We start from the raw sequence: 16,780 nt of genomic DNA on the forward strand, positions 1-16,780 counted from the left end.
GACAATGCAATTGTCGCCCCGTCGGCTGGGGTGTCATGGGTCGCTGCGCCGCCGACCCCGCGGCGCCTTGTCGGCGTAGGGTCGGTATGTGGACGTGGGTGACGGGAGTCTCCGGGCGAGCGTCGAGGCCGGACTGTGGCCTCTGATCGAGACCTTGCTCGGCTCGCACGAGGTGGCGGGCCTGGCCGTTGCGGTGGTGCGCGACGAAGAGGTTGTCTCGCGTGGGTTCGGTGTCCGTGACGTCGGCACCGGTGAGTCGGTCACACCGGAGACGATGTTCCACCTGGCGTCGGTGTCCAAACCCTGTGTCGCGACCGCGATCGTGTCGCTGGCGACCGCTCGGGACGGCAGCGGGCCGGTGCTCGACCTGGATGCCCCAGTTGCCGAGTGGGTGCCCGAGTTCACGCTGGCCGACGGCCGGGAACGCGAGGTCACCGCTCGGCATCTGCTGAGCCACTCCAGCGGCCTCCCGGACGTCGCCGAGTACGGCTGGCACGACCCGCAACTGGGCGATGAAGCCCTCAGCGAGTTCGCAAGCAGCCTGTCGGGCTGGCGGCTGCAGGCAGAACCCGGCTCGACGTTCTCCTACTCCAATGCCGGGTTCGAGCTCCTCGGGCTGCTGCTGGCCAGGGCCACGGGCACGACGTTCGAGAACGCCGTCCGGCGGCAGGTCCTCGCGCCGATGCGGATGCGCAACAGCACCTTCCTGCGCGCCGAGGTGCCCCTGCACCTGGCTGCCTCGCCACACGTGGGGATGCCGCTGTCGGTTCCCCAGAGCGCGTACCCCTACACCCGGCGTCACGCACCCAGCTCGACCCTGCACTCCAACCTGGTTGAGATGTGCCGCTGGATGGTGGCGCACTTCGAGCCGGCCGAGGTGGTGGCTGGGGGTTCCGACAACCAATGGGTGCGCCTGGACGCCGGGCTGCTCGACCTGATGTGGCGGCCTGTGGTGCAGGTGGGTCGCCCACCGTGGGATGAGGCGGCCGCCCTCGGCTGGGCCGTCGGGAGCTACCGCGGGCATCGAACGCTGAGCCACGGCGGGACTGACCCCGGCTTCGTCTCCAGGCTCGTGCTGGTGCCTGAACGGCGGACCGGGTTTGTCGCGCTGGCCAACTCGAACACCGTCCCCACCTCGACCATCGCCGCGGCAGCACTCGACATCGCCCTCACCGATGTCGGCCACACGGTGGACTCCGATGTGAGACCTGATGCGCTGGGCGAGGGGGTGGCGGCCATGCGCGCCCTGCGTCCCGCGGTCGTCGGCCCCGTCGCCAGGACGCTGTCAAGGTCCGGTCCGGAGGCCGCAGCATCGGTGTTCCACCGACTGGCCGCCCTCGAACCACCCGAGTTCGACCTCGGCGACGATGGGTTCACCGACGCCGTGTGGGGGGCGATCGAGCTGCACCGCACAGGCCTGGCCTGGCCCCTCCTCAGACTGTGGACCGAGCTGCGTCCGGACTCATCCGCTGCCTGGACGATGACCGGGTGGGCGCGCCACGTCGACGGGCAGGCCGACCTGGCCAGGCCGGTCCTCCAACACGCCCTCGATCTCGACCCCCACAACGTCGATGCCGCGCTGATCATGAACGGTCTCCCCTCGACGTGACCCGAGGGGGCATGCGCCCCGCCACACGCACTTGGCCCGCCACGTCGCGGACACCAACGCACGGGATGCCGGTGTGCCCCTTCGTGACGCGCAGATCCTCGCCGGCCATGCCCACCCGCGGACCACCGAGCACGACGGCCGCGCGCGAACGGACCGTGCGAAGCGCCGCGACCGTGAAAGCCTGGCTACCGCTCCGCAGTCCGTGCGGGCGCTGAGCCTGGGGCTGCCCAGGACGCGAGCAGCTGGAGGGCTTCGGCGGACGCCGAGCCCGGTTCGGCGGTGTAGACCATCAGGACGAGGCCCGGTTCGGCGGTGACGGCGAGCTCCTCGTAGGCAAGGCCAGCTCGCCGACCACGGGGTGGTGGAAACGCTTGGTGCCGGCGCCGTGGGTGCGCACGTCATGGGCTCCCCACAGGGTTCGGAAGGTGTCGCTGCGGGTGGACAGCTCGCCGACGAGGTCCTGCAGGGCGCGGTCGTGGGGGTCGCGGCCGGCCTCGGCGCGCATGATGGACACGCACATCTGCGCGAACAGGTCCCAGTCGGGGTAGAACTCGCGTGAGGCGGGGTCGAGGAACTGGAACCGGGCGAGGTTCGGGGTCAGCCCACCGTCGCCGATGACCGGTGCGTAGAACGCGCGCCCGAGGGCGTTGGTGGCCAGGAGGTCCTGACGAGGGTTGCGCACGAACGCGACACCCCCGGTGATCGCCTCGAGGGTCCACTGCAGCGTGGGTCGGGAGGCCGCCTTCTTGGCCGGCCGGCGCCGCGGTCGGCTCGACAGGGGGATGCCGTCGGCGGCGCGGGCGAGGTCGAACAGGTGGGTGCGCTCGGTGTCGTCGAGCTGCAGGGCGCGCGCGATGGCGTCGAGCACCGAGGACGACCGGCGGCACCCCCGAAGGCCGGCAACGCGTCATCGACCAGGAGCCGATCGGACGGATGGGCACTCCGGAGGAGATCGCCGGCGCCGTCGTCTGGCTCTGCTCGGACGCCGCCGGCTTCGTCGTCGGGCACGCCATGGTCGTCGACGGCGGCCAGACCGCCTGAGGGCCACGCCCCAACCCCCCAGCCCCCATGGCGAAGGAGCCGCGATGACCCCTGACGAGCACGACACCAGGCTGGGACGGGGACTCGCCACGACCGCCCTCGTGGCCGCGACAGCCGCCTGGTCCCTCGTCGCGTGCACGCCCGGTGCCAGCTCTTCCGACACCCCGACGAGCGCCACCCGACCGACCACGGCGACCGGCAGTCCGGCCCCGAGCCAGCCGAGCACCGCCGCCACGCGAACCCCCGTCCGGGAGGACACCATGAGGATCGAGGTCCGCATCGACGGCCAACGCTTCCAGGCCACGCTCGACGACAGCGCAGCCAGCCGGGACCTGGTGGCCCAGCTTCCGCTGACCCTGGAGATGACCGACCACGGCGGCGTGGAGAAGACCGGCGCGCTCCCGTCACCGCTGTCCCTGGACGGTCAGCCGGCCGGGGCCGACCCCGACGTGGGTGACGTCGGGTACTACGCCCCGGGCAGCGACGTCGTCCTGTACTACGGCGACCAGTCCTACTACGACGGAATCGTCGTGCTGGGCCGGCTGGAGGGCGACGCGGCCGAGCGCATCGCCGACATGCCGGGCCCCATCACCGCGACGGTCGCGGCCCTCGACGACTGAGGCGGACGACGGCGGTCACCTCGGCTGGGAGAGGAAGGCCCGGACGGCATCCTGGGTCTCATCGACACGTCCGAGCTGGAGGTGTCCGCCACTGTCGTGGGCGAGCAGCCGGGCGTGCGGGATGCGTTGGGCCGCGGACTCGGCGGGCGCGAACGATGCGAGGGTGTCGTCGCGGGAGTGGACGATGAGGGTCGGCACGGTGATGGTCTCGAGGGGGTAGGTGTCGACGTCGGGGTTGCCGGTGTAGGCGTCGAAGATGGTCCCCGTCGAGCGCTCTCGCACCGGGAAGATGCTCTCGATGAGCTCGCGGACCTGGGCCCGGTCCTGCTGCGTGAGCGGGAAGCCCTTGGGGATGCCGGCGACAAGACGCAGCAGGGCCGGTCCGGCAAGCTTCGTGGCCAGCCACATCACGAGGTCGCTCTGGTAGGCCAGCTTCTCCGCGGGCCTGGGGGCCTTGGAGAAGGCGCCGGGCCAGTCGCCGCTCAGCACCACGAGGTGGCTGATGCGGTCGGGGTGGCGCAGGGCGACCTGGAGCGCGGACGTCGAGCCTGCGGAGAACGCCACGATGTCGACCTGGGCGATGCCGAGCGCGTCGAGGAGGTCGACGACGGCGTCGGCCTGCATGGCGGGGGTGGCCGCCTCGGGCAGGGACGAGCCGAGGTAGCCGAAACGTGACGGTGCGATGACCCGCCGGTGCGGAACGAGGTCGCCGAACGACAGCAGGCCGGCGTCGCAGCCACCGAAGATCCCGTGGACGGCCAGGACGGGCTCTCCGTCGCCGACCTCGGCGTACTCGAGCGTGCCGATGTCCGTGTCGATGACCCGGCGCGGCACGGCATCGAGGCGAGCGCGGGCAGCGGTGTCATCGCGTCGGAACTGACGGGTGACGGCTGCGATCACCACCGTCGCGGCACTGAGGAGGACGAGGGCGGACTTCTTCATCGTTCCCTCCTCGTGCCGTGGCACGGTGACCGGAGCGACCGGCCCGGTGCAGCCAGACTAACGGCCCTCGGCCGGCAGTGCCGCCACCGGCACTAGGGTCGAACGCATGCACGAGCACAGGCGGTTCGATGAGCAGGCAACGACCTGGGACGACACCCCGGGTCACGAGGAGCGGCAGGTCGCAGTGGCCGAGGCGATCGAGCAGGCTGTCAGCCTCAACCCCGGGATGCGTGCTCTCGACGTCGGCTGTGGCACCGGTCGCCTGAGCATCCTGCTCGCCGACAGGGTCGCCTCCGTCGTCGTGACCGACCCCTCCGCCGGCATGGTGCAGGTCGCCCGGGAGCGGATCGAGGCGGCCGGACTCGGTGACCGGATGCGGGCCGTCCAGGCAGACCTCACGACGGACTCGGTCGATGGCGACTTCGACGTGGTGTGGAGCTCGCTGGCGCTGCACCACGTCCAGGACCTGGACGGGTTGCTGCGCTCCGTGGCGGGGCTCCTCGTCGACGGTGGCGTGCTGGCTGTCGCGGACCTCGACGAGGACCCTGACGGCGCCTTCCACGCCGAGAAGGTCGACTTCGACGGGCATGACGGATTCGACCGGCGACGCCTGGCCGAGCAGCTGGGCCACGCGGGATTCGTCGAGATCAGCTTCACGGACGCGACGACCATCCTCAAGGGCGACCGCACGTTCGGCGTGTTCCTGTGCACGGCGACCAAGGGTGCGTGAGCCCGGCGGAGACCGCCGAAGGGGACGAGACGACCGTGCGCGAGCAGCGCCCGACCCAGGGCTTCGGTGCGGGCGCCACGGCATCCGCGTGGTGAGGGGCCCCTTCCGCCGCCGCACCCTTCACGGAGGACGAAGCGAAGGACGCGACCTGGGGGTCACTGCTCGTCGCGTCGGTCCATTCCGAGGCTGGCGAGGAGGTCCTCGTGCAGCTGCATCCACACAACGTGGCATGAGTCGATGCCCAAGCCGTCCACCCACCGGTTCTCACCTGCCGTGACCCGCTCCACGGCAGCGTTGTAGCGACTGGTGTATCCGGCGAACCGCGCGAGAGCAGTGACCAGTTCGGCCTCCAAAGGGCCGAGCCGCCGTCCGATGGAGCTCAGCGACTCGATGACTCGGTCATCCCATCGGACGTCCCTGTGATCGTTGGCGGCCATCGGATCGCCCGGTAGCGGACGTAGCTGCCACCGGGTCGCCGCATCCTGCAACCGGGCGTTGAGCGGCACGAATCGCTGGTGGACCTCGGCCACCGTCGAGCGCACCGCGAAGTGGTCGAGTTCCGCAGCGAGCTGACGCTCGTTCTCGGCACGGCCACGGTCGGTCAGGGACCACCCCCGGGTTCCGGCGAACTGTGAGCGGAGGACCCAGCCGCAGGCCTCGAAGTCCAGGAGGTGCTCCTCCACGTCGGCGCGATCCAGGCTGAAGCGGGACGCGACGCGGTCGGTCTCGGCGAAGCCCAGGAGGCGCACCGCGTGGAGTGTCAACGTGGCGGGATCGGACACTCGCTGGGGCATGTGCCCATTGTCGTGGCAGCGGACCAGGAGTCGCTGGCTTGCGTTTCGGACTGTCTCCCTCGCGCGCCGGTGACGTAGGGCCCGGGTGGGCAGCGAGGTGGAACTGCCTCGAAGGCGCCGGGAGGACGAGGACGCAGGTTCGGCACATGCTTGCGGGCCCAGCCGACGACATCCTCCGTAAGGTCCTGCCATGGAGCATCGGACCGAGCATCGCCACGTGCCTCCTCACGGGACTGCAGTCCACCGTCCTGACCCCGATGCTGCCGTGAGCGCCCCGCCCCGGCCCTGGACCGACCTCAGGGTCGCGCTGTTCGCGACGTGCTTCAACGACACGATGTGGCCCGAGACGCCGAAGGCGACGGTGCGCCTGCTGGAGCGTCTCGGCTGCCGGGTGGAGTTCCCGACGGAGCAGACGTGCTGCGGGCAGATGCTGACCAACACGGGGTACGGCCGGCAGGCGCTGCCCCTGGTGCGCCGGTTCGTCGACGTCTTCGAGGGCTACGACGCCGTCGTGGCCCCGTCGGGGTCGTGCGTGGGGTCGGTGCGCGAGCAGCACCGCACCATCGTCGCGCTGGCCGGTGACGAGCGGCTCGCCAGCCGGGTCGAGCACGTCGCTCCGAGGGTGTACGAGCTGTCGGAGTTCCTCGTCGACGTGCTCGGCGTCACCGACGTCGGGGCGTACTTCCCGCACCGGGTGACCTACCACCCGACGTGCCACTCGCTGCGGATGCTGCGGGTCGGTGACCGGCCGCTGCAGCTGCTGCGGGCGGTGCGTGGCATCGACCTCGTCGACCTGCCCGGCGCGCAGGAGTGCTGCGGGTTCGGTGGAACGTTCGCGGTGAAGAACGCAGACGTCTCCATCGCGATGGGCTCGGACAAGGCCCGGCAGGTCGTGCAGACCGGCGCCGAGGTGGTCGTCGCCGGCGACAACTCGTGCCTGGCGCACATCGGCGGGATCCTGGACCGGCAGCGATCCGGGGTGCGCCGGATGCACCTGGCCGAGGTCCTCGCCTCCACTGAAGAGGACCAGGCGTGAGCACGCCACCCACCCCCGCCAGCCGGATACCGGCAGCCGGCTCACGGCATCCGGTGCCGGGACCGCTGCAGGAGACCTCGCCGACGTTCGTCGGCATGCCCTCGTTCCCCGACGCCGCGCGCACCGCCCTGGCCAACACCCAGCAGCGCAGGAACCTGCGACACGCCACGCACACGATCCGGGACAAGCGCGCCCGGGTCGTCGCGGAGGTGCCCGAGTGGGAGGCCCTGCGGGTCGCCGGAGCCGAGGCCAAGGACGAGGTGCTGACCCACCTGGGTGACTACCTCGAGCAGCTCGAGGCGAACCTCACCGCGAACGGGGCAACGGTGCACTGGGCGCGCGACGCCGCCGAGGCCAACCGCATCGTCGTGGACATCGTGCGTGCCAAGCACGCCGACGAGGTCGTCAAGGTCAAGTCGATGGTCACCCAGGAGATCGAGCTCAACGAGGCGCTGGAGGCGGCCGGCATCCACGCGTGGGAGACCGACCTCGCCGAGCTCATCGTCCAGCTCGGCCACGACCGCCCGAGCCACATCCTCGTCCCCGCGATCCACCGCAACCGCAGCGAGATCCGCGAGATCTTCCTGCGCGAGATGGGTGCCGTCGGACGCGCTGCACCGGCCGACCTGACCGACGACCCGGCCCGGCTCGCCGAGGCCGCCCGGCTCCACCTGCGCGAGAAGTTCCTGCGCGCCAGGGTCGGTGTGTCCGGGGCGAACTTCGCCGTCGCCGACACCGGCGCCCTGGTCGTCGTGGAGTCCGAGGGCAACGGGCGGATGTGCCTGACCCTGCCCGAGACGCTCATCTCGGTCGTCGGCATCGAGAAGGTCCTGCCGACCTGGGAGGACCTCGCCCCGATGCTGCAGCTGCTGCCCCGCTCGAGCACCGGTGAGCGGATGAACCCGTACACGACGATGTGGACCGGCGTCCACGACGGCGACGGCCCGCAGGAGGTGCACGTCGTCCTGCTCGACAACGGCCGCAGCCACGTGCTGGCCGACCGGGTCGGGCGACAGGCGCTGCGCTGCATCCGCTGCTCGGCGTGCCTGAACGTCTGCCCCGTCTACGAGCGCACCGGCGGGCACGCCTACGGCTCGGTCTACCCCGGACCGATCGGCGCCGTCCTCAACCCGCAGCTGCGCGGCACGGCCAGCCCGGTCGACACGTCCCTGCCCTACGCCTCCAGCCTGTGCGGGGCCTGCTTCGACGCCTGCCCGGTGCGGATCGACATCCCCGAGCTGCTCGTCCAGCTGCGCGGCACGGTCGTCGACGACGCCGGACCGACGGCCGAGTCCGCCGCGATGCGCGCCGCGGCCTGGGTGCTCTCGGACCCCAAGCGCCTGGCCGGCGCCCAGAAGGCCGCCACGACCGCCGGCCGGGTCATCGGCACCCGCACGATCCGCTCCGTGCCCGGACTGGGCGCCTGGACCAACGCCCGGGACCTGCCCACTCCACCGACCGAGACGTTCCGCCAGTGGTGGGCTCGTGAACGAGGAGGGGATGACCGGTGAGCGCGCGCGAGGAGATCCTGGCCCGGGTCCGGGGGGCGACCACCGACGTCACCACCACCCCGGGCGACCGTGCACGGGTGGCCGTCGTCGAGGAGACCTCCCCCGGCATCGTCGAGACCCTCGAGCTGTTCGCCGAGAACGTCGCCGACTACCGGGCACAGGTCGTGCGGGTCGCCCCCGACGGCGTCGGCGGTGCCGTGGCGCAGGCGCTGCGCGAGCACGGATGCCGCACCGTCGTCGTCCCGGCCGGGCTCGACCCGTCGTGGGTCCACCCCGCATCGGGTGCCGTCCGGGTGCTCTCGGAGGCCGAGGCGCCCACCCACCGCGAGCTCGACGCCGTGGATGCCGTCCTCACGGCCTGCGCCGTCGGCGTCGCCACGACCGGCACGATCGTCCTGGACCACCGGTCCGACCAGGGCCGGCGCGAGCTCACCCTCGTCCCGGACACCCACGTGTGCGTCATCCGCGCCGACCAGGTCGTCCACGACGTGCCCGAGTCGGTCGCGCGGCTGAGACCCGGCCCCGACGGTGCCCGCCCTCTGACCTGGGTCAGCGGCCCGAGCGCGACGAGCGACATCGAGCTCGAACGGGTCGAGGGGGTGCACGGCCCGCGCACCCTCGTCGTCGTCCTCGTCCAGGACGCGGACGGGTGAGCGCGTGAACGGCGGCGCGCCGCGGCTGCGGCGCTGGGTGTGCCACAGTGGGCACATGGCCAAGGTTGCGGTGGTGGGCGCGGGCGCGGTGGGAACGGCGATCGCCTACGCGGCCCAGATCCGAGGGGTCTGCCGTCAGCTCGCGTTGTTCGACCTCAATGCCGACAAGGTCCGGGCCGAGGTGCTCGACCTGAACCACGGCATGCAGTTCACCCCGATGGCCCAGATCACCGGGAGCGACGACCTTCGGGTGTGCGCTGACGCCGACGTCGTCGTGATCACGGCCGGAGCGAAGCAGAAGCCGGGTCAGACCCGCTTGGACCTGGCCGCCGCGAACGTCGCGATGTGCCGCGACCTCGTCCCGGCACTGGTCGGCCTGGCACCGGATGCCCTGCTGCTGGTGGTGACCAACCCGGTCGACGTGGTCACGTATGCCGCCCAGCAGTTCTCGGGACTGCCGCCGCACCGGGTCTTCGGCTCGGGGACGGTGCTGGACTCCTCCCGGTTGCGGTTCCTCATCGCCGAACACACCAAGGTCGCCGTGCAGAACGTCCATGCCTACATCGCCGGGGAGCACGGCGACTCCGAGGTGCCGTTGTGGTCCACCGCGACGATCGGCGGTGTGCCGGTCCAGGACTGGGGCTCGGCGGGGGAGAACCCCCTGGACGAGGCCGCCCGGGCCCGGATCCACCACCACGTCGTCCGCTCGGCCTACGAGATCATCGCCGGTAAGGGCGCGACGAGCCTCGCGGTCGGCCTGGCCGTCTCCCGCATCCTCGAGGCCGTGCTCAACGACGAGCACAGGGTCCTGCCGGTGACGTCGCGGCTCGAGGACGTCCACGGGCTGACCGACGTCTGCCTGTCCATGCCGTCGGTCGTCGGGCGCACGGGGGTCCAGCGCGTCCTGGCCACTCCGCTGTCCGCCGACGAGCTGGACCAGCTGGTCGAGTCGGCAGCCACCGTCCGGGCGACGGCCCGCAACCTGGGGCTGTAGCACGGCCGGCGCACGGCAGGATGGGGCGATGGCGAAGTACCTCATCTCCTTTCCCAGCGCCACCATGGTCGTCGCCGATGCGGACCTTCCAGCCGTCGCGGAGGCGTCTCACGAGGTGATCCGGGAGGCCAAGGCCGCCGGCGTGTACGTGTTCGGCGGCGGCATCGACGAGCGCGTGGCGCCCGTCCTCGTCCACGCTGACGGCTCGGTGACGCCGGAGACGTCCCGACTCGACGGCGGCTTCTGCGTGCTGGAGGTACCGTCGCGGGCCGAGGCCGAGGGGTGGGCGGCCCGCCTCGCGGCCGCGTGCCGGACACCTCAGGAACTTCGCCAGTTCGGGTACGACCCGGAGTCCTGACCGCGATCCACGACCCTGACCCGCCGGCGAGCGGCAGGCTGGGGTGCAGGCGCCCCGGGTGCCTTCGGGATGCGGATGTGGATCGGTCAGCCGAAGGTGCCGCCGATTCCACCGAGCAGGTCTGCAGGGTTGATCCCGAGCTGGTGCAGCACGGCCGCGTGCTCGTCGGTGTCGACCTGCTCGGGCAGGTCGCGCTCCGCGCGGTCAGCCAGCTCATCCTCACGTCGGCCGCGAAGCTGGTCCACGATCTCCTGGCGATCGACCTCCACCTCGGCACCCCCTTCGGACGCTCCCGATCTCGGGTCCAGCCTGCCCCATCCTCCGGGAGGAGTCCAGAAGGGCCCAGAGAGGGCCAGGTTCCAGCCGAGCAGGGTCAGTCGCCAACGACCATCGCGTGGAAGGCGTCGTACCCGGGATGCCGGGCCGCGCCCGCAGGAGAAAGCGCCGGGCGCGGAGTCAGCCGACGTCGAGGCGGGCGAGCTCGGTGCGCGAGCTGATGCCGAGCTTGGTGAACACGTTGCGCAGGTGGAACGCCACGGTTCGCGGCGACACCCAGCACTGGGCCGCCACCTCCTTGTTCGACAGCCCGGTGCCCACCAGCTGCGCGACCTTGCGCTCCATCGGCGTGAGGTCGAGCAGCGTCGACGGGTCCCGCTTGCGGGCCGTCTCGCCGGAGGCTCGCAGCTCTTCCGTCGCGCGGGCCGACAGCGGCGTGGCGCCCAGGTCGTCGAACGTCTCCACCGCCGAGCGCAGGTGGCCACGGGCATCGACGCGGCGGTTGTGGCGGCGCAGGAACTTCCCGTAGGCGAGTCGGGCGCGAGCCAGGTCGTACGGGCGGCGGGCCTGCTCGAAGTGGTGCAGCGCGCCGGCGAAGGACGTCGCGGCCGTGGCCGGATCCGTCGCCGTCAGGGCGCGACCCAGGTCGACGTCGGCCAGCGCCCACGAGCGGTTCGTCGCCGTCGCGAACGGTGTCAGCTCGGCCACCCACGCGAGGGCCTCGTCGCGGGCGCCGGCGCGCACGGCCGCCTCGATGCGGTCCACGGCGGCCATCCGCTGAAGGGCCGGCACCCGGATCGCGGACAGGTGGTGCAGTGCGGCCGGCGCGTCCCCGGAAGCGGCAGCCCGGGTGCCCCTGGCCCAGCGGATCAGGTCGTGCACCGGGTCGGTGAGGATGCCGAGGGGGTGTTGCTCGGTGACCTTCTCGGCCTCGACCAGGTGCTGGTCGAAGGCCTCGCTGCCGGTCAGGGCGGACAGCAGCGTGAGCCACGCGAGCGGCGCCGCGGTGAGGGTCGGCTGTCCGACGCTGCGCGCCAGGGTGAGGGCCTCGTCCACGGAGCTGCGGACCGCGGTCCAGCTCGAGGCGGGGAGCTGGGCGAAGGCCAGCCTTTCGAGGCCGTAGATGACCACCATGCCGGCACCGAGCTCTCGGGCCACGGATACCATTGTGGCGTAGGCGAACTGAGCGCCATCGTCGGCTCCGAGGCTGAGCGCGGCGTTGCCGAGGTTGCCCAACACGTCGAGGTCCTCGAGCTGGCGCCCCGCATCCAGGGCCTGGTCGAGGGTGGCCGACGCCCGAGCCCATTCGTGGTCGGCGGAGGCGGTGAGGGTGGCCAGCAGCAGCCGGAGGCAGGTGGTGCGGGTGGTGTCTGCCGGGGTCGGCGCCAGAAGACGCGCCAGCACCGCCTGGGGGAGGCTGGCTCCGCTGTCGCCGCCGTAGGTGCGGGTCAGCGCGGCTGCCGACGCCATCTCGAGGGCCCGGCCGTGGTCGAGGTCGGCGACGGCCCGCGCCCCTACGGTGAAGATGCGGTGTGCGTCGGCCGCGGAGCCCACGTTGATCTCGATGCGGGCCCGAAGCCGGTCGATGTCCGCCCGCAGTAGCGGGTCCAGGGCGAGGCCCCTGGCCGAGGACGCCAGCGCTCGCGCGCGGACCGCCTGCCCGCTCGCCCAGGCGGTGCGGGCCGCCCCGAACAGTCGCGCCGCTCGCGTCCCCTCGTCCGTCGTCAGCGCCGCGGCGCGCTCGAACGCGTTCGACGCCGCGACGTGGCCGCCACGCTGCTCGGCCCGCAGCGCAACCTGGTCCAGGTCATCGGCGAGGTGGGCGTCGGGTCCGGCTGCGGCTGCGGCCCGGTGCCACGTGGCCCGGTCCGGGTCGTCGTGCCCGACCGCGCTCGCCAGCGCCCGGTGGGCCCGTCCGCGCTCGAAGCTGGTGGCCGCCTGGTAGACGGCCGACCGGACCAGGGGGTGCCGCACAGCGACGCCTTCCCCCGTCACGCTGAGCAGCCCCGCGCGCTCGGCGTCCTCCCACGCATGCATCGCAACGCCCAGGGCGGCGGCGGCCCGGCGCACGGTGTCCACCCGGCCGGTGGCGTCGACAGCCGCGACGAGGAGCAACGTCTGCGCGTCCTCGCTGAGCCGGCGGCAGCGATCGAGGAAGGCGCGCTCCACACCCGCGGTGAGGGTCAGCTGCTGCGGCATCGGCGCCGTCCCGTCCAGCTGGGCGGGGCTGAGCTCGGCGGGCAGCTCGAGCAGCGCGAGCGGGTTCCCTGCGGTCTCGCGCACCAGCCGGTCGACGACGTCGCCGGGCAGCGTGGCGTCGCTGAGCTGGTTCAGCAGCTGACGTGCGGGCTCCTCGGTCAGCCCGCGGACGTGGAGGACCGGCAGCCCGTCGGCGGCGAACCCCGCGACACCGGGGCCCTCTGCGCGAGCGGCGAACACGATCGCGACCGGGTCGGCGGACAGCTGCCGGGCTGCGAAGAGCAGCGCGTCCGCGGACGCGGAGTCCAGCCACTGCGCGTCGTCCACCACGCAGAGCAGGTGTCCGTCGTGTGCGGCTGCCTCCGTCAACGCGGACAGGGTCGCGACCCCGATGAGGAAGGGTTCGACCGCGGGGCCGTCCTCGAGGCCGAAGGCGATGCGCAGGGCCCGCGCCTGGGGAGCCGGCAGCTCGCCGAGGGTCGCGACCGGGCGCAGCAGCCGGTGCAGGGCGGCGAACGGCAGCGGCGACTCGGACTCCACGCCGGCGGTCCGGAGCACGCGCGCCCCGCCGGGGCCCTGCTGCGATGACACCAGGTCACGCAGGAGTGCGGTCTTGCCCACGCCCGGTTCCCCCACCACGACCAGGACGTCAGCGATCCCGGCGCGCGCCTGCGCCACCGTGGCGACAAGGAGCGCGCGTTCCCGCTCCCGGCCGTGCAGCACGAGCCGACCGTACCGCCGCACCGTGGCGGCCTGCACGCACGAGGTCCCGGCTGCCCCGTGGCCGTGACCGTGACCGTGGCGGTGCCCCTCACGCTCATTCGTCGAACGGGGCCAGGGCGACGGCGACCGCGAACGCGCCGTACCTCTGCAGCAGCCGCGCCCGGCCCTGCGGGACCCGGGCGGCCTCGTCGGCCCAGGCGTTGCTGAAGAACCTCTTGAAGTCCTCTCGCGGGTGGGCGGCGACGGCGCCGGCCACGGTGGACCGCGGCAGCTGCCAGCACCGCAGGCCGACCACGTCGACACCGGCCCCGGCGGACAGCAGGTAGGCGACCGGTCCCGCTGCGAGGGTGACGCGAGGGCTGTGGTGCATCGTGATGGCCGTCTGGAGGGTCTGGGTCGAGGCGGTGGACAGCCCGACCTGCTCGGCCACGTCCCCGGCCAGCCGCGCGGACACGAGGGTGAAGTCCTCGCGACCACGCGCATGGAGCAGGCCGGTGTCGTGCAGCAGTGCGGCTGCGTAGAGCAGTTCGGCGTCCACCTCGACCTCCTCGAGCTCGCCGAGTGCTCGGCCGAACAGGTAGGTGCGGTGGCTGTGGTTGAGCAGGGTGGTCGGGAGCGCGTGGCAGGCTGCCTCACGCGCCGCCCGTGTGAGTGGTGAGTCCGGGGGCACGAGCCGCTCTGCGGGAACGTGGGCCCTCCTCCCTGGATCGAGGCGGACGACGACGCTCAACCGGCCGACGACGTTGTCCACGTGCACGCGGGCCAGGTCAGCGACGAGGCGACGCCGCTCGGCAGGTTCGAGGCGCCCCCCGGTGCGCATCGCCCACTGGACCGTTCCGACTGTCGTCGCATCGCTCATGTCCGTCTCCTCGGTCATCGTCGTCGGGTCGTCTCCGACCTTGGCGTGGCTGGCCCGGGATCGCCCCGGCCATCCGACCGGGATGCCGTGTGCCTCCGCCCACGGCGAGGTCACCGAGCCCGTCGTGCCTGTCGCAGCCCGCAGTGGCCAGGAGGCGGCCTGCCGCCGGGAAGGTCATCGAAGGGGATGGCGCGGCTGCGTGCGATCCCGGTCAATCGACCGGGGCGATCCATCGCACGTCCGAGGAGCGTGGTCGCTCCACCCACTCGTCACCACCCGTAGGAGCCCGCCATGACCATCTCGACCCACGGCATCCAGGATCTCGCAACCGCACCCGGCGCCTCCCCGACCACACCACCGGCCGGCAAGCCGTCGCGTCGTCGCCTTCCGATGGCCGCGGTGGTCGCCGGGTCACTGGTCAGCGGGCTCCTGACCGCGTTCGCGCTCGTGGCGGCGCCCGTCGTGCCGGCCACGGAGGCGTCTCTCACGGGGGCGGTCCTGTGCGGGTTCGCGGTCGGCTGGGTCGTCCTCGCCGTGCTCTCGGCGCGGTTCACCGCGCAGCCGCAGCGTTGGGCCGTGGTGCCCGCCGTCGTGCTCGGCGCCGGGAGTCTCGTCCTGTGGGGCCTCGGGGCCTCGGCCCACCCCGGCGCCGACTGGGTCTGGCCGCCGATCCTGCTCGCACTCGCGGCCTGGATGGTCACGCGGGTACGTCGCCACCTGGACAGCCGTGGCTCACGCTGGCTCCTCTACCCGGTCATCGGGACCATGGGCCTGGCCGCCATCGGCGGCGCCTACCAGACCCTCGGCACCGCGACCGCCCCGACGACCACCATGCCGGGCCGGTTGGTCGACGTCGGGGGGCACCGCCTGCACCTCAGCTGCACGGGGTCCGGCGCCCCGACCGTGGTCGTCCAGGCCGGGGGCGGCGAGATGGCTGCCAGCCTCGGCTGGATCACCCCGGCCGTCGCCCGGGACACGACGATCTGCGTGTACGACCGCGCCGGCCGCGGCTGGAGCGAGGATGCCGGGAGCCCCCAGGACGCCGTCGCGATCTCCACCGACCTGTCCACCCTGCTGCACCGCGCTGGTGTCCCGGGCCCCTACGTCGTGGCCGGCCACTCCTTCGGCGGCCTCTACACGCTGACCTTCGCCGCCCGACACCCCCAGGACGTCGCGGGCATGGTGCTCATCGACTCCACCGCCCCCCACGACGTCGACCCGATCGACGGTCCTGCGGCGACCGGTGCCTACGACGTCGCAGGCCGGGCCGCGGCGTTGGTGGCGGGTGGTGCGCGGCTGGGCCTCGGCCGGCTGTACTCCGCCATCGCCACCACCGACCTGCCTGCCCGGGAGCAGGCCCAGCACCGGGCCAGCACCGCGACGGCGGCCACCCTCGGCAGCACCGTCGAGGAGTACGCGCGGGCGAACACCTCGATGGAGCAGGCGGCCTCGCTGCGCGACTTCGGCGACAAGCCGCTCATGGTGCTCAGTGCGACCGTCGGCAACGGGGCCGGCTGGGAGGGGAAGCAGGAGCGGCTGGCCGCACTGTCGACCGACAGCGTGCACCGTTCCGTCGACGGGGCGAGCCACGACGCACTGGTGGGGGACGAGACGCACGCCGCCACGACGAGCCGGGCCATCCTCGAGGTCGTCGCCGCGGTCCGCCACGGGCAGCCGCTGTCACGGTGACCTACAGCGTGGCGGTGGCCACGATGGCGCCGATGGTGAGCAGGGCGAGGACTGCGAACATCACCACCGGCGCCAGCTCGTGTCGCGCCACGAAGTAGCCCGGACTCTGGATGACGGTGTAGAGCAGCATTCCCAGGCCCACGAGGGCCACCCACCGCGAGCCGCCCCCGCCGAGCACGATGCCCCCGATCGCCAGGAGGAGCACCGTGGCCGACTCGGCGGCCAGGTGCAGCGCGATCTCACCGCGGCTGCGATCCGGGCGACTCACTGCGCCGTTGCGGATCTCGACTCCCCACCACAGTCCCATGAGTGCAGCCACCGCCAGGCAGTAGGACGCGACGGCAACCTGCACATCGCCACCGTACGGCTCGCTGCTTCGCGGCAGTCAAGGGCGCGTGAGCCGATCGTGGCAGCGGGTGGGTCACTCCGCGGGCGTGAGACGATCAACCCCGGTGATCCGGTGGCCGGACAGTGCGATCGACTCGAAGGGGTCCCGGATGGCGGTGGAGCGAATCGTGGACGACGCGGCGGCGGCCGCGGCGGCGATCGCGTCCGGCGGCCACCTGGCGCGTCACTCGGTCGTGGTGGTCACCCGGCGCAACGCGTGCACGAACGAATGGGCTTCCGCGTCACCGCCGAATCCTGGCGGATCGAGACCGACGGCTGACGGAGGTGGCCAGATCCACCGATGGCGCGGTCCGAGGGGGATCCGACAACTAGACTCGCGGAGCGCGGCGTCGACGCGT

16 protein-coding genes and 1 pseudogene are annotated in these 16,780 nt (G+C 72.5%); 10 read left to right on the forward strand and 7 right to left on the reverse strand.

The genetic code is table 11. From position 1 onward, the window contains the following. Nucleotides 1-88: 88 nt before the first annotated feature. Nucleotides 89-1,609 carry a serine hydrolase domain-containing protein gene (locus ABD899_RS02770; RefSeq protein ID WP_345202031.1) on the forward strand — a complete coding sequence of 507 codons (1,521 nt, stop codon included), beginning with the start codon at nucleotides 89-91 and terminating at the stop codon, nucleotides 1,607-1,609. Between the two features lie 185 nt (nucleotides 1,610-1,794). Here ABD899_RS02770 and ABD899_RS02775 read toward each other — a convergent pair. Beyond that, nucleotides 1,795-2,486: pseudogene (locus ABD899_RS02775) on the reverse strand (MmyB family transcriptional regulator); the annotation flags it as partial. Between the two features lie 56 nt (nucleotides 2,487-2,542). On the opposite strand from ABD899_RS02775, the gene ABD899_RS02780 reads away from it, so the two are divergent. Beyond that, complete coding sequence (locus tag ABD899_RS02780) at nucleotides 2,543-2,650, forward strand: SDR family oxidoreductase (RefSeq protein ID WP_345202032.1); 108 nt, start codon at nucleotides 2,543-2,545, stop codon at nucleotides 2,648-2,650. A gap of 44 nt (nucleotides 2,651-2,694) precedes the next feature. Then, nucleotides 2,695-3,270, forward strand: a complete 576-nt coding sequence (locus tag ABD899_RS02785; protein ID WP_345202034.1) for a cyclophilin-like fold protein — start codon at nucleotides 2,695-2,697, stop codon at nucleotides 3,268-3,270. A gap of 15 nt (nucleotides 3,271-3,285) precedes the next feature. On the opposite strand, the gene ABD899_RS02790 is transcribed toward ABD899_RS02785, so the two are convergent. Next, nucleotides 3,286-4,212, reverse strand: coding sequence for an alpha/beta fold hydrolase (locus ABD899_RS02790; protein WP_345202035.1), 927 nt, complete (start codon nucleotides 4,210-4,212; stop codon nucleotides 3,286-3,288). A gap of 106 nt (nucleotides 4,213-4,318) precedes the next feature. On the opposite strand from ABD899_RS02790, the gene ABD899_RS02795 reads away from it, so the two are divergent. Next, complete coding sequence (locus tag ABD899_RS02795) at nucleotides 4,319-4,942, forward strand: class I SAM-dependent methyltransferase (protein WP_345202037.1); 624 nt, start codon at nucleotides 4,319-4,321, stop codon at nucleotides 4,940-4,942. A 155-nt stretch (nucleotides 4,943-5,097) separates the two neighbouring features. Here ABD899_RS02795 and ABD899_RS02800 read toward each other — a convergent pair whose 3' ends face one another. Then, nucleotides 5,098-5,736, reverse strand: coding sequence for a transcriptional regulator (locus ABD899_RS02800; RefSeq protein WP_345202038.1), 639 nt, complete (start codon nucleotides 5,734-5,736; stop codon nucleotides 5,098-5,100). 265 nt (nucleotides 5,737-6,001) lie between these two features. Between ABD899_RS02800 and ABD899_RS02805 the strand changes: the two genes are divergently transcribed. The 5 genes from ABD899_RS02805 (at nucleotide 6,002) to ABD899_RS02825 (ending at nucleotide 10,288) form a co-directional block, all read left to right on the forward strand. After that, nucleotides 6,002-6,772, forward strand: a complete 771-nt coding sequence (locus tag ABD899_RS02805) for a (Fe-S)-binding protein (RefSeq protein ID WP_345202041.1) — start codon at nucleotides 6,002-6,004, stop codon at nucleotides 6,770-6,772. Between the two features lie 95 nt (nucleotides 6,773-6,867). Next, a complete protein-coding gene (locus ABD899_RS02810) occupies nucleotides 6,868-8,283 on the forward strand; it encodes a LutB/LldF family L-lactate oxidation iron-sulfur protein (protein WP_345202702.1) in 1,416 nt (471 codons plus the stop codon). Beyond that, entirely contained in the window at nucleotides 8,280-8,936 is a 657-nt protein-coding gene (locus ABD899_RS02815; protein WP_345202044.1) for a LutC/YkgG family protein, read from the forward strand. Before ABD899_RS02810 ends, ABD899_RS02815 begins: the two co-directional genes overlap by 4 nt. A 55-nt stretch (nucleotides 8,937-8,991) precedes the next feature. Beyond that, on the forward strand, nucleotides 8,992-9,930 hold the full coding sequence (locus ABD899_RS02820) for an L-lactate dehydrogenase (protein WP_345202045.1): 939 nt from the start codon (nucleotides 8,992-8,994) through the stop codon (nucleotides 9,928-9,930). Nucleotides 9,931-9,958: 28 nt separating this feature from the next. Further along, on the forward strand, nucleotides 9,959-10,288 hold the full coding sequence (locus ABD899_RS02825; RefSeq protein WP_345202048.1) for a YciI family protein: 330 nt from the start codon (nucleotides 9,959-9,961) through the stop codon (nucleotides 10,286-10,288). An 86-nt stretch (nucleotides 10,289-10,374) separates the two neighbouring features. Here the strand turns inward: ABD899_RS02825 and ABD899_RS02830 are convergent, their stop codons facing one another. The 3 genes from ABD899_RS02830 to ABD899_RS02840 form a co-directional block, all read right to left on the reverse strand. After that, a complete protein-coding gene (locus ABD899_RS02830; protein WP_345202051.1) occupies nucleotides 10,375-10,557 on the reverse strand; it encodes a hypothetical protein in 183 nt (60 codons plus the stop codon). A 187-nt stretch (nucleotides 10,558-10,744) separates the two neighbouring features. After that, on the reverse strand, nucleotides 10,745-13,522 hold the full coding sequence (locus ABD899_RS02835; protein WP_345202054.1) for a helix-turn-helix transcriptional regulator: 2,778 nt from the start codon (nucleotides 13,520-13,522) through the stop codon (nucleotides 10,745-10,747). Between the two features lie 58 nt (nucleotides 13,523-13,580). Next, complete coding sequence (locus ABD899_RS02840; RefSeq protein WP_345202056.1) at nucleotides 13,581-14,345, reverse strand: HD domain-containing protein; 765 nt, start codon at nucleotides 14,343-14,345, stop codon at nucleotides 13,581-13,583. A gap of 291 nt (nucleotides 14,346-14,636) precedes the next feature. On the opposite strand from ABD899_RS02840, the gene ABD899_RS02845 reads away from it, so the two are divergent. After that, nucleotides 14,637-16,034, forward strand: coding sequence for an alpha/beta fold hydrolase (locus ABD899_RS02845; RefSeq protein ID WP_345202058.1), 1,398 nt, complete (start codon nucleotides 14,637-14,639; stop codon nucleotides 16,032-16,034). A gap of 1 nt (nucleotide 16,035) precedes the next feature. On the opposite strand, the gene ABD899_RS02850 is transcribed toward ABD899_RS02845, so the two are convergent. After that, nucleotides 16,036-16,386: a DUF8058 family membrane protein gene (locus tag ABD899_RS02850; RefSeq protein ID WP_345202060.1), complete on the reverse strand. Its 351-nt coding sequence runs from the start codon at nucleotides 16,384-16,386 to the stop codon at nucleotides 16,036-16,038. Between the last annotated feature and the right edge of the window lie 394 nt (nucleotides 16,387-16,780).

The sequence above is a fragment of the Fodinibacter luteus genome (assembly GCF_039541575.1).
In the GTDB taxonomy this organism is placed as follows: domain Bacteria; phylum Actinomycetota; class Actinomycetes; order Actinomycetales; family Dermatophilaceae; genus Fodinibacter; species Fodinibacter luteus.

Coding starts and splice junctions, on each gene's coding strand:
- ABD899_RS02795 (WP_345202037.1), top strand. CDS start 4,319: ATGCACGAGCACAGGCGGTTCGATGAGCAGGCAACGACCTGGGACGAC.
- ABD899_RS02790 (WP_345202035.1), bottom strand. CDS start 4,212: ATGAAGAAGTCCGCCCTCGTCCTCCTCAGTGCCGCGACGGTGGTGATC.
- ABD899_RS02780 (WP_345202032.1), top strand. CDS start 2,543: ATGGGCACTCCGGAGGAGATCGCCGGCGCCGTCGTCTGGCTCTGCTCG.
- ABD899_RS02840 (WP_345202056.1), bottom strand. CDS start 14,345: ATGAGCGATGCGACGACAGTCGGAACGGTCCAGTGGGCGATGCGCACC.
- ABD899_RS02845 (WP_345202058.1), top strand. CDS start 14,637: ATGACCATCTCGACCCACGGCATCCAGGATCTCGCAACCGCACCCGGC.
- ABD899_RS02825 (WP_345202048.1), top strand. CDS start 9,959: ATGGCGAAGTACCTCATCTCCTTTCCCAGCGCCACCATGGTCGTCGCC.
- ABD899_RS02810 (WP_345202702.1), top strand. CDS start 6,868: ATGCCCTCGTTCCCCGACGCCGCGCGCACCGCCCTGGCCAACACCCAG.
- ABD899_RS02785 (WP_345202034.1), top strand. CDS start 2,695: ATGACCCCTGACGAGCACGACACCAGGCTGGGACGGGGACTCGCCACG.
- ABD899_RS02800 (WP_345202038.1), bottom strand. CDS start 5,736: ATGCCCCAGCGAGTGTCCGATCCCGCCACGTTGACACTCCACGCGGTG.
- ABD899_RS02820 (WP_345202045.1), top strand. CDS start 8,992: ATGGCCAAGGTTGCGGTGGTGGGCGCGGGCGCGGTGGGAACGGCGATC.